General features: G+C 50.7%; 6 protein-coding genes. 2 read left to right on the top strand and 4 right to left on the bottom strand.

The genetic code is table 11. The features are described 5' to 3' along the window. Positions 1–533 precede the first annotated feature (533 nt). The 3 genes from P2W70_RS14105 to P2W70_RS14095 all read right to left on the bottom strand — a co-directional run bounded on the left by P2W70_RS14105 (position 534) and on the right by P2W70_RS14095 (position 5647). Positions 534–1721 carry an FG-GAP repeat domain-containing protein gene (locus P2W70_RS14105; protein WP_276482122.1) on the bottom strand — a complete coding sequence of 396 codons (1188 nt, stop codon included), beginning with the start codon at positions 1719–1721 and terminating at the stop codon, positions 534–536. Positions 1722–1781: 60 nt separating this feature from the next. Continuing rightward, complete coding sequence (locus P2W70_RS14100; protein ID WP_276482121.1) at positions 1782–3074, bottom strand: glycoside hydrolase 5 family protein; 1293 nt, start codon at positions 3072–3074, stop codon at positions 1782–1784. A 257-nt stretch (positions 3075–3331) separates the two neighbouring features. Then, positions 3332–5647, bottom strand: coding sequence for a S9 family peptidase (locus tag P2W70_RS14095; protein WP_276482120.1), 2316 nt, complete (start codon positions 5645–5647; stop codon positions 3332–3334). A gap of 285 nt (positions 5648–5932) precedes the next feature. On the opposite strand from P2W70_RS14095, the gene P2W70_RS14090 reads away from it, so the two are divergent. Together P2W70_RS14090 and P2W70_RS14085 are read left to right on the top strand one after the other, a co-directional pair. Then, complete coding sequence (locus P2W70_RS14090) at positions 5933–8314, top strand: phosphoketolase family protein (protein ID WP_276482119.1); 2382 nt, start codon at positions 5933–5935, stop codon at positions 8312–8314. A 16-nt stretch (positions 8315–8330) separates the two neighbouring features. Beyond that, positions 8331–9521, top strand: coding sequence for an acetate/propionate family kinase (locus tag P2W70_RS14085; protein WP_276482118.1), 1191 nt, complete (start codon positions 8331–8333; stop codon positions 9519–9521). Between the two features lie 48 nt (positions 9522–9569). Here the strand turns inward: P2W70_RS14085 and P2W70_RS14080 are convergent, their stop codons facing one another. Further along, positions 9570–13595, bottom strand: a complete 4026-nt coding sequence (locus P2W70_RS14080; protein WP_276482117.1) for a PKD domain-containing protein — start codon at positions 13593–13595, stop codon at positions 9570–9572. Between the last annotated feature and the right edge of the window lie 41 nt (positions 13596–13636).

Below are 13636 nucleotides of genomic sequence, written 5' to 3'. Positions count from 1 at the left end.
CTGGGCCTTCCCTGTTTAGGCCACAGGTACTACTTCCAGAGCTGACTTCTGCCAAACCTGATATACCATCTCTGATATTCATTGCCCCTTTAGGATACGCGTCTACCGCCGGCAGCAGTTGGGCAGATATCCCCAGGTAAGACCGTACACTTTCATCCCATGTGTCCGCTGTATTTACATCAAACAGGTCCGGATAGTTTAGGACTTTAGCTTGCTTAGCAGCCTTGTCCACCTCTTGATGCCTTGTATACAGTTTCTGTTCGTCGGACCGGGACTTTGCCGCAGGCTTCCTCCAGATTCCACCTCGCGGTGGACACCCTTGCCATTGGCTAACGGTTCCCACTATCAAGGCCCGTAGAGGACTCCCACCTCCAAGTTTAAGATCATGCTGGGCACACTAATAAAAAAAGCCACCTCACTTTCGAGGTGGCTTTTTTTGACGGCAACGGGAGGACTCCGTCTTCCATCTGGATAATTATATCGGATAGGCGCAAGTACCGAATAAGCGTAATATTGTGTAACCGTGTAGCTATTTAGCGAAGTTGCTCAAAAAAATAAACGCCTTTTTTGTTGGAGACAATGATATCAGGAAGGCCGTCTTTATTGATATCCTGTACGACAAAACTGTTGCCGATGCCGGAATTGTTATCGATCTGATGGGGAACCCATCGTTGCGCAGCCCCTGGACGAAACTCGAACCAATACAATACAGCAGGCTCAAAAGCGCCAGGATCTTTTTCGTTGTGGGCAAAATACCTTTTACCGGTGATGATATCCTGTTGGCCATCACCATTGATATCTGCCATGGCCATGGCATGCGATTGGGAGAAAAGCCTGCTGATCTCGTGCTTTGTCCAGGCAGGTTCAGTGCCAGGTTGTTTTTGCTGCTCGTACCACCAGATACCGTAGTCATGCGCAGAAGAACTCAGTACATCTGCATCACCATCTCCATCCACATCCTGCACAAACATATTCGCACAATCCGGGCCGAGGTCTGCTGCATGAAATGTCCAGTTCGGGCGGGTAACATTCGCCGGAGCTTCCCACCAACCGATCCTGGTGATCACATCTTTTCTGCCATCACCATTCACATCACCCCATCCTATTCCGTGTGTATACCGATGTGTGCTGCGCTCGGGATCGTTGCTGATCAAAATCCTTTCCCAATCCGTGCGACCGGTTACGGATGGCCCTTTCAGCCAAATCACTTCTTTTTTCTCTGCATCGTTACAGATAATATCCAGGTGTCCATCCAGATCGACATCGGTGAATAAAGGGGTCTCAATACCTGCATGGGCCATGATGCCGTGACGAGCCCACAAACCCTGTGCGCCCCCGGGATTCTCGTACCACACACAAGCCTCGCCCGGCACGTCGAAGCGGATCAGGTCGGGCCAGCCATCGTTGTTGACATCTGCACAAAAATTAAGAAAGGTAGTGCTGTAACCCTTTACCGGATCAAGCGTGTCGCCATGTATGGTGTGACGCTGCCAGCGGGGAGCCTCATACCAGTAGGCCCCTGCCAGAATATCGATCTGGCCATCGCGGTTGACATCACCGACGGCAGCGCCCTCGGATACAAAAACCGGACTGACGGTATGTTTACTAAAATTACCGGAAGAAGGAGATTGCGCCGCGGCTGGCTGCAGCAGGGTGCTGAAAAGGCCTGCGGTCAAAAAGAAGGGCAGTAGTAGGCGCGGTGAACGGCAGGAAGCAATCATGGGAGCTATTTTTAAGTGGGCAATGCTGCCCACTTAAAAATAAGCATAATCCGGCAGGGATCAGGGCTTTACAAAAAAGGGAATATTTGCGGTAGCTACATTGTTGTTACCATCTGTTACATAGACAAATAAGCGGTAGGCGCCCTCTTTGACCGGCGTTTTTAAAGTCGCCTTTCCATCGCCAGCTGCCGCCGCCAATCCTGGTATGGGTTTGGGCCTGGCTTCAAAATCGCCCCCTTCGCTCAGCTGTGTGGGCTCTGGCATCACCTCCCACCTCCACGACAATTTATCCTTATCGGGATCGGCAGCCACGGCAAACGCCGAATAGCTGGTTCCCGGCTTCACATAAATATTATCTGTCGATTTTTTATTATCCAGTTGTAACGAATACAGGTGCGGCGCTTTGTTGGCAGGCCATTTTCCGGACCAGAGGTACTGCATCACATCGATCACTTCCGATTCTTCGCCCTGTTCGGTAAACAGTCCGTACCAGGTGGGTGTACGCTCCTGCTTCTGTCCCCACAAAAAGACATAAGAGCCTAAACATTTGGCACGATCCCGCTCCACAGAATACTCATACCGGCTCTTGTACACGGCCGCCTTCTCGCTGCTGGTTTCTTCAATAGGAGATTTCCATTCAGTTTCCAACCCCTCCCAATGTCCGGTAGGTCCCCATTCCGTCACCATATAAGCACCCTCCCAGCCCGACTCACGCAGGGTACGGGGTAACCCTGCCAGTCCGCCATAAGTATTAACCGACAATAGATCGATGTCTGTTGTCTTCGTCTTCAGCAGGTCTACGACGTTTTTATTGACGCCTGCCAACACCGTGGTGGTGGGGTGGTTGGGATCCAGTTCATGGATCATCTTGGAGATTTCATTCACTGCATCCCAGACCTTGGTGTTTTTATACTGCAGATTCAGCTCGTTGCCAATGCCCCAGGCCAGCAAGGCCGGGTGATCTTTATATTTAATGACTTCCTGACGCAGTTTGTCCAGCTGTTTGCGGACTGCCGCGGTATCATCATAGTTGAACCCGTGCCGCTCGCGGGCAACATCAAGTCCGAGCAGGACTGTCAAACCATATTTGGCAGCCGTATCCAAAATCTTATCTGCTCCATGACTCCCCCAGGTTCGGATGGAATTACCACCATAGGCAGCAATCCGGGCGGGATAACCGCTTCCTCCAGCACCTCTTACAAAATAGATCTCTCCATCGCGGTACAACTGAAAGCCATTAGACGTTTTCCGAAGTTCTGTTTTGATGGCAGCAGTCGGTCGGGGCGAAGGCTGGGCTTGTGCGGTGGCGTTCAACAAACCACAGCAACAACATATGGCAATTACTCTTTTCATCCTGCAAAATTTTATATATGTCAAGTCCGGGTTCAGGACTTATCAGGTTATAAAAATAACCTGCCGGATGCTGTAGCAGAAAAAATCAACTACATCACTGCTACTACATCAACCTACTCAACACCCTATTTTACAGATCACTTACTACATCATTTCTACGTCTACCGGCTTTTGAGGCACAAAGCGGGGGCAAATCCGCACAGGACAAAAAAAATCGCCCCGCCAGTGTACTGACGGGGCGATGCAACAATATTGCCTTATTGGAAGCTCCAACGTTCCCGACCAACCTCCTCGTAGGCTGGTATTTCACCAGCATTCCGGTTTGGAGGTTCCACACCCATGAGGTGTTTTACAAAGAAGTCGCGCTTACGCATCCTGCCATAAACGCCCCCATCGCTGTGGCCCATACCTGGCACCGATAACAAATCGAAGTTCTTGCCCGCCTTGATCAGCGCATCAGCCACCCGGTAAGTCGATTCCGGAGGCACATTGGTATCTGCCTCTCCTACTATCAGGAAAAGGTTACCTTGGAGCTTGTGAGCATTGGTCACATTGGATTGGTCATCATAATGTTTTCCGACCGGATAGCCCATCCATTGTTCATTCCACCATTGCTTATCGACCCGGTTATCATGGCAACCGCAGGCTGACACAGCCGCTTTGTAAAACTCGGGATGCGTCAGCAAAGCCCCCGTAGAATTCTGCCCACCGGCGGAAGTACCATAAATACCTACCCGTTCAGCATCTACCCAGGGATATTTTTTAGCCAGGGCCTGGATCCAGAGAATACGATCCGGCAGACCGGCATCCGCTATGTTTTTCCAGCATACATCATGAAATGCTTTGGATCGGTTGGCAGTTCCCATGCCATCGATCATGACCACCACGAAACCCAGTTCGGCCAGGCTTTGCATTTCACTGTAAGGCACGAAGCTCTTGGGCACAAACGCATCATGCGGACCAGCGTAAATATTCTCCAGGACCGGATATTTTTTGGAGGGGTCCAGATCGGAAGGCTTGCTGACGATACCCCAGATATCGGTAACCCCATCTCTCGCCTTTGCTACAAATACTTCCGGCGGACTAACTCCTGCCCGTTTGTATACCTGCAGATCGGCTTCTTCCAGCAACAGCAGTTCTTTACTGTCGGCCGTGCGGTACAATACCGTACGCGGGGCCACATTGACCTGGGAATACGTATCCGTATAAAACGTCTTATCCGATGAAAATGTCAGTACGTGATGACCAGTGGCAGGAGTCAGCGATTTCAGGCTTTTGCCATCGAATCCTATCCGGTAGTAATGAATATTGTATGGATCTTCTCCGGCCTGCACACCACTGGCACGAAACCAGATTTCCTTCTTGCCAGCGTCGATACTGTCTACACCACGCACCACCCATTGGCCGGTTGTTACCGGCTGTTCTTTGCCTGTAACCAGGTCCGTCAGGTAAATATGATTCCAGCCATCTTTCTCAGAGGTACGGACCAACTGATTGGTAGCTGGCAAATAGGAAGTATAGTTCCGGCTGTTATAGATGAAGGTATTGGTCTTCTCATCCAGCAAGGTACGCGTTGACGCATTGCTGGCATCTACTTCGATGACCCTAAAGCGCTGGTGACCACGATCCATTTTTTCGTAGGAATAGTATCGGCTATCATTACCTCTCCAATGGGGTTCAGGTGCATTCAGGAAATCGACCGGCTCTGCCTGGACCTTAACCGCCTTTTGCTGTTGTGATGGATAAAACACATAGGGGGTATACAAAGTCCAGGGGTCGCCGGGTTGTTTGTACGATTGCGAACGCAACACACCACGGAAGGTGTTGGGCATGGAAGTAAGAATATAGTAAACCGAGGAATCCCGCACAATATTGATGTGATACCCCGCTAGGTATTTGCTGTCCGGGCTCCAATATATGCTGCCGTAAGGTTTGTCAGAGGTGCCATCAGTCGTCAATTGCACAGGTGCACCACCAGCTGCCGGCTTCACATACAGGTTGCCTTTTTCGAGGAAAGCCTCCCATTGCTTGTCGGGAGAAACAGCACCATTGGGAAATCCACTATTGAACCTACCTTGGAAACGGGGCCGGTTGCCACCTGCTACGGGCGCCGTAGCCATGGCTATCTTCGTACACGTATAGGTATTGAGGTTGCATTCGAAGCGTTGTCGTTGTACAGTAAATTGCATCGATGGCTTACCTGCCTCCAGCTCTACCTGCGTTATCGATGGACGCAGCGAGTCTACCACCACACCCACCTGCTGCAAACCACGGGCAAGCTTTACCCGATCAAACAAAGGACGTTTGGACGTCTTTATCGCATCTATATAGACGTATTCCTGGATGCTGTCGGCTAACACATTGCAATACCATCCAGCCTTACCACCTGCTACCCAATTGACGGCGACCGTCGATTTGAATACCGTATTCTTTGTGGCACTGTCTATACGGGAAGCGCGTATATAACGTTGTACCAGTTCTGCATGGCTGGGTTGAAAGCGGTTCGTTTGCTGCGCGTGAAGCAAGTGGGTACCTGCCAGCATGCCCAGCAATAAGTATAACTTTTTCTGCATAAGAGGGATAGTGCTTTATCGCCTAAAATTATCATATATCGATACGCTGTTCTTTACCGATATTACCGTTTTTTGAACATTATGGACCGCACATCCGGCATTGCCGGTAAAGCAATTGTCTGAATACAGGTTTTTATTGTCCCCTGCTTTTTCATTTATAATACCGGGCGACCAGCGGCCTCGTTTTTGCAAAGACTTGAGTAAATTTATAATACCCCCCAACCACCCCCGATCTGCCTTGCCGCACTGACAGATGAATCATTTTATTAATCAATAACTACCAGGATGGGACAAACAGCACCAGCCCCGGCTACTGCCCGGTTACCACAAGACCTTATTCAACAAATCGATGCCTACTGGCGTGCAGCTAACTACTTATCGGTGGGCCAGATCTACCTGCGCGACAACCCGTTGATGAAGGAGCCGCTGCAAATCGCCCATGTAAAACAAATGTTGCTGGGCCATTGGGGTACTACACCCGGACAGAATTTTATTTATGCGCACTTGAACCGGGTGATCAAACAGCAGGATCTGAACATGCTGTACATCTCAGGTCCAGGTCATGGTGGTCCGGCCATGGTGGCCAATACCTATCTCGAAGGAGCTTATACAGAGATATATCCAGAGATTACCCAAGACGAACCTGGTATGAAAAAACTGTTTAAACAGTTTTCTTTTCCCGGCGGCATACCCAGCCATGTATCGCCCGAATGCCCCGGATCGATGCATGAAGGTGGCGAATTGGGTTATTCCCTCAGCCATGCCTTTGGCGCCGTGTTCGACAATCCCGGATTGACAGTTGCGTGTGTGGTAGGCGATGGAGAAGCAGAAACCGGCCCCCTGGCTACCGCCTGGCACAGTAACAAATTTCTCAACCCGGTTACCGATGGGGTTGTATTGCCTATCCTGCACCTCAACGGATACAAGATCGCCAATCCTACTTTATTGGCTCGCATTCCTTACGACGAATTGATCAGTTTGTTCAAAGGATATGGCTGGAAACCTTATTACATTGCCGGTGACGACCCAATGGTGATGCACCAGCAAATGATCGATGTATTGGATCGGGTATTTGACGATATACGAAACATCAGGCAGGATGCCGCCGGAAAAGATGATGCTAGTCGCCCCTGCTGGCCAATGATCATTCTTAAAACCCCTAAGGGCTGGACAGGTCCCAAGGTGGTGGACGGATTACCCGTTGAAAACACCTTTCGAGCACACCAGGTACCGCTCAATGATCCCGCCAACAACCCGGAACACCTGCAGCAGTTGGAGACCTGGCTGAAGAGCTACAGACCGGAAGAACTATTCGATGATAGTGGAGTCCTTCAACACGCCATCGCAGCACTTGCACCAACGGGAGAAAAAAGAATGGGTGCCAATATCTATGCGCACGGCGGCAAATTACAGGACCTGCGGATGCCCGACTTCAGGACCTACGGACTAGAATTGAAAAAGCGGGGTATCATAGGCCCGGGCGACACCCGTGTATTGGGCACCTTTATCCGGGATGTAATAAACCTCAACGCCACCCACCGCAACTTCCGGATATTTGGCCCCGACGAAACACTCAGCAATCGCCTTAACTCTGTGTTTGAAGCTACCAACCGGCAATGGCTCGGCGAGATCTACGAGACCGACGAATTTCAACGTAAGGATGGACGCGTGCTGGAAATGCTCAGTGAACACCAATGCGAAGGTTGGCTGGAGGGATACCTGCTCACCGGACGTCATGGCTTGTTGAACAGTTACGAAGCTTTTGTACATATCATCGATTCCATGTTCAACCAGCACGCCAAATGGCTGAAGATGACAGCACATATGGATTGGCGGCGCAAACTACCCTCGCTCAACATCCTGTTGGCTTCACACGTATGGCGGCAGGACCACAACGGCTTTACGCACCAGGACCCGGGTTTCATCGACCACGTCGTCAACAAGAAAGCATCCGTTATCCGGGTTTACCTGCCTCCCGATGCCAATTGCCTGCTCTCTGTTATGGACCATTGCCTCCAAAGCCGGCATTATGTGAATGTGGTGGTTGCCGGCAAGCACCCCTCGCCACAATGGCTGACCATGGAAGAAACGGTAGTACATTGTACCAAAGGGATTGGTATTTGGACCTGGGCCAGCAACGATGCGGGCCAGGAACCTGATGTCGTGATGGCCTGTGCAGGAGACGTTCCCACACTGGAAACACTGGCGGCCGTGTCGATATTACGCGAGCACCTTCCTGACCTGAAGATCCGGGTTGTCAATGTGGTTGACCTGATGAAATTACAACCCTCCACCGAACACCCACATGGTCTTAGCAGCAATGATTTCGACACCCTGTTTACCAAAGACAAACCGGTCATCTTCGCCTTTCATGGATACCCCTGGCTGATACACCGGCTTACCTATAAAAGCACCAACCACGACAATATCCATGTTAGAGGTTATAAGGAAGAAGGCACCATCACGACACCATTCGACATGACTGTACTGAATGACCTGGATCGATTTCACCTGGTGCAGGATGTGATCGACCGTCTACCTGCCCTGGGTAGCCAGGCCAGCTATTTGAAACAGGCCATGCAGGACAAACTGATCCAGCACCGTAACTACATCAATGAACATGGTGTTGACATGCCCGAGGTGCGGGACTGGACCTGGAAATATTAATCTGGAAAACCAATACATGAAAGTACTAGTGATCAACGCCGGTAGCAGTTCTCTCAAATTCCGGCTATATGATATGCCTGCCGAACAATTGGTATGCGCAGGTATTGTGGAGCGGATTGGTGATGAAAATTCCTCCATCCATTGCACCAGCATCAGACATGGAGAAGAGACGAAATCCGACCAACCCCTACCTATCGCCGATCACGCAGTCGCGATGCGAGAGATCGTACGGCTGATCAGCCACCCACCACATGGCATGCTGCAAAGCCCTGATGACATTCAGTTGATTAGCCATCGGGTAGTACATGGTGGCGATCAATTTGCCGGTCCGGCGCTTATTACGCCGGAGGTACTCGAGAAGATCAAACAATTGATACCTTTTGCGCCCATGCATAACCCGATCAGCTACCGGAGCATTGAAGTGGCATCGGCGTTCTTTCCCAAAGCGCGGCAGGTAGCGGTATTCGATACAGCCTTTCACCATGCCTTACCTGCGGAAGCCATTCACTACGCCATTCCAAAGTCCTATTTCAGGCAGGACAAGATCAGGGCTTATGGCTTTCATGGTATCAGTCACAAATACGTAGCGGAACAGGCACGTGCTCTTTTGCAACGACAGGATGCCAAACTGATCAGCCTCCATCTGGGCAATGGCTGTAGCGCGGCGGCGATTGCGGGTGATCAACCGATGGATACCAGCATGGGATTTAGCCCAGTCAGTGGATTGGTCATGGGTACGCGCAGCGGTGACATTGATCCTTCAGTCATTCTTCACCTGATGATCCACCATGGATACAGCGTGGAATATATCGACAATGTCTTGAACAAACAGTCCGGACTGCAGGGATTGTGTGGCCTCAGTGATATGCGCGACATCGACCAGGCTGCCGAGCAAGGCAATGTAGATGCACAATTTGCCCGTACGATCTACGCCTATCGCATCAAAAAGTATATCGGTGCTTATATGGCGGTACTGAACGGATTGGATGCGGTGATCTTTACGGCAGGGGTTGGCGAACATGACAGCTCTATGCGGGCGTTGGTTTGTCATAACCTCTCCCACCTGGGGATTGAGATCGATCCCGTGTTGAATGGTATGCCTACGACTGGCATACGTGCTATCCAAAGCGGTAACCTGCCGGTAAAAGTACTGGTGATCCCGACGAATGAAGAGCTGGAGATCGCCCGTCAGTCAATGACAATATGAAAAAAGCTCCGCACATGGCGGAGCTTTTGTATCTAATTACAAGGAGGTTTACACTTTTACGAGTGTTAGCAATCTTCTTACACTTCCTTGTTCCACTACACAATAATAGGTTCCCTTGGCCCAGCTGGTACCAATGGTGAACGTAAAATTGGTACCGGTCTTCACCACCTTATCGACCAATGCACCTTGTGCATTGTAAAAACCGATGGTGATCGGATAATTGGTATTCGTGGAAACCTGAAGGGTAAAGTAATTATTGGATGGGTTGGGCGCCACTTTTACCGCGAGGGCTGTGCCCGCTTCATTAGGCTTCGCTTTCACCGTGACTGTCACGTCATCTTCTGCGGTAGCACCACTGTTGTCCTTCACCTGCAAGCGGAAGACATATACTCCTTCTACCAGGTCGGATACCACGGTAGAGACCGAATTAGGATTCGTGATCAATACACCAGGTCCGCTCACTTTTTTCCAGGCATAGGCAACGATGGTACCGTCTGCATCACGCGAACCGGCGCCGTTCAACACAGTGGCATTCACCGGCAAACTGATCACCACATCGGAGCCCGCATTGGCAATGGGTGGTTGATTACCCGCAGCATTAACAGTAACCGTCACGTCATCTTCATGGGTTGCTCCTTTGCTGTCTGTCACCTTGAGCCTGAATACATACACGCCCTGTACCAGGTTGCTCAGCGCGGTGATCGAACTGGTGGCACTTACAATCGTGAAACTGGTTGGACCCGACACCTTCGTCCAGGCATAAGAAACAATGCTACCATCCGGATCCTTGGAGGCTGAACCGTTCAGCGTAGTATTATTGATCGGCAACATGATCGTTACATCCGGACCAGCATTGGCTACGGGCAGTTGATTACCGGCAGCATTGACGGTCACCGTAACATCATCTTCATGCGTCATGCCTTTATTATCCGTTACTTTCAGCCTGAACACATAAACGCCGGCGACCAGGTTGGTCAATGCCGTGGTCACTGCGGCGGGGTTGGCGATCGTAAACTGACTGGGGCCACTAATCCTTGACCAGCCGTATGCAACGATCTGACCGTCGGGATCTTTGGAAGCTGAACCATTCAGTGCCGCGCTGTTCACTGGCAGCGTAATGACAATATCAGTACCGGCATTGGCTACTGGCGCCTGGTTGCCTGGCTCAATCACTGTCACCGTTACATCGTCTTCATGCGTAGCACCTTTATCGTCGGTTACTTTTAAGCGGAATACATAGGTACCAGTTGCCAGGTTCGTCAAGGCTGATGTTGCTGCCGTGGGACTGGCAATGGTAAATTGTGTGGGGCCGCTGACCTTGCTCCAGGCGTAGCTGGCGATCTTACCATCAGCATCTTTCGAAGCTGAACCATTCAGCGTGGTGCTATTGGTTGGCAAGGTGAGCGTGATATCCGTGCCGGCATTGGCTACAGGTGCCTGGTTGGCAGCTGCTGCTTTTACTGTAACGGTTACATCGTCTTCATTCGTAGCCCCCTTGTTGTCGGTTACCCGCAACCTGAATACATAGGTACCCTCTACGAGGCCGTTCAGAGCACTATTCGCGGAAGTAGCATTTACCAGGGTAAATTGGGTAGGACCGCTCAATTTAGTCCACTGATAAGCTGCAATTGTACCATCCGGATCGTAAGAAGCAGACCCGTTCAAGGTGGTATTATTGGTTGGTAAAGTCAACACAATATCTGTACCTGCATTGGCTACAGGTCCCTGATTCGGTGGTATCACTACCGCATCGGTGTACAATTGGCTTTGTGGTACATACTCCAGGGGCAGGCTGGGGCTCGTCCACAACAAACCCATACCTGTACCGGCATCCTGGTTGAAATATTCCAATTTGATATCATAGAGCTGTCCGGCCACAAGCGTTATGGAGGACGATTTGAATGTATCAGGGTAGTGTTCTAGCCAACTGTCGACGATTAATTTATTATCGATCCAGAGGCGATGACCGCCACCGGAACCGAGGTAAAAGGTATAGGATTCTGAATACTGGGGCATGATCTTGCCGGTCCAGCGAACAGAATAGACATTGCTGGTAATGGCATAGTGTACACCGGCACTCCACTCCGTAAAGCTCACATTGGAGTCGATCCGCGTCATGGCAGGATTAGTGAAGTTGATGCTGTTGAAATACTCCCCCTTCAAACCTTTGCCTACGCCCCATACAGAGGGAGCAAAGGCAGCAATATTGCTGGTGCCGTTTTGTGTAACCTGGTAGGGCTGACCCGACTTTGGCTGCACACGGATCGTTTCACCGGCAGCAGCCGTTTTTGCCACCGTGATCGCTCCGGTAATGGTAGATTGTATGACGTCGGTAGAATGCACTTCAGGTTCGGCCGAATCGAAAATAGCCGCGATCTTACAATTGCGGATCGTCATGTTGCGGAGAAACACGGGTCTTTCTCCCGGCAGCGGACTATGGATTACCTGCACACCGTAATCGGTAATGCCGGCACCATCGATGGTGATGTTCTCCAGTCTTACCCGATTCGAATTGACAGAAGCAGCTTTTACTTCAATGCCGTTACCATAAAAGTAACCGCCGGTATAGGTGTAACTATTCGCATAGGCTCCATGAAACATGCCCCAGGCATTGTGATAAGCGATGAAATCTTCCACCACGTGGTTACGGGTAGAGTTTTGCCAAACACGTAATCCGCAGTCGGAGTTGTGGGCCATATTGCCGGTAAAGATCCAAACGCCTTCATTGATCACCGCCTCCCAGTTGTAGGCGCCACCATCGGCATGGTCGCCCTGGCCACCGGCCACTACCACATTGTTCTTGGCGATGTTGCCATCTCCGGTGTTTAAGCCGAAGCCTGAGGAAGAAAACGTAGGCGCGTCTTCCGCAAACATATTCAACGAACCGGGAACCCATCTTACCAGTGCAACGATATTATGATCGTAGATCACATCGTGTGTAGAATCACCCGGGTCCCACCAGAAAGCGGTCTCCATCACATTGTACGCAACATTATCAATGAACTTGATGCCATGCGACACGTGTGGCACATAGCTGTGGTTGCCACCATCACGAATTACACAACCTTCTACCAGTGAACCCCGGCTGCCATCCATACAATGGTGAAAATGCATGCCATAGCGGCCGGCTACCAGTTCGGTAGCCGAAGATCCGCCACGGTCTTTACGGGCGCCGAAATTCCGTATAGCTACATATTTAATGGTCTGTTGTTGGGTTGACTTGATGAAGATATGTCCCTTACCGGTGGGCGTTCCTTCAATGCGTACATTACGGGTAAGGTTCACCACTTCCGCCGTCCATTGGTTATTTACCATGGGGTGTGGGCGTGTAGACCCACCACTGAGTGTTATCGTATTACCCGACACGGCTTTGATGGTGCGCTCCTCAAAACCACTGGAGAAAGCGGCTCCAACCGTAGGCGCTTCTGTAGGTGTGATACTGATCTCATCACCCACCTGCCAACCCGCAGCACTTTCCACAGACACGCTGGTAGCTCCAGCAGCAATGCTACCCGAAGCTCTCGTCCAGGATGTTTTGGAGGTTCCTACAAGATCCAATACACCACCGCCCATCACCCAAAGGCCAGTATCTGTTGCCAGCACCACCATGCCCCCACCTACAAATTTAGTTTCATCAACCGCTGTAAACTTCAGTGTTTGTATTACACTAACGGACGCAGGCCTCATTTGAAGACGACCTTCGATCACGACGTTGGCGGTTGTTTGTAAAGTAGTGGATGTATTTGCATCGAAGGCGAGTATACCGCCGCTGCTGACATTGACCCCGGCGACAGTGGTTAGTGCCATATCGAATGTAACGGTGTGTCCGGCGTTGATCAGCGGCGTGTCGCTGGCAGCAGGCAACTTACCACCCCAGGTAGCAGCATCAGACCACTTACCGGATTTTACACTGACGATGGTGCCAGGCAATGCATAGGTAGATTCGGGAGCACAGGAAATGTTAGACGTTCGACGGCCAAGTTTTTTATTGGCTCCAACAGGTGGCGGGATGAGCACCATGCCGGTAGCAGTCAGAGACACGCTTTGCAGAAAGCGCCTTCTGGTGTTTTTCATAAAGGTATTTTTTGTGGTTTCTCTTAAGAAATCAGTTGCGA

This window comes from Paraflavitalea pollutisoli, from assembly GCF_029360705.1.
In the GTDB taxonomy this organism is placed as follows: Bacteria; Bacteroidota; Bacteroidia; order Chitinophagales; family Chitinophagaceae; genus Paraflavitalea; species Paraflavitalea pollutisoli.
This window is presented reverse-complemented; position numbering and strand designations above follow the sequence as displayed.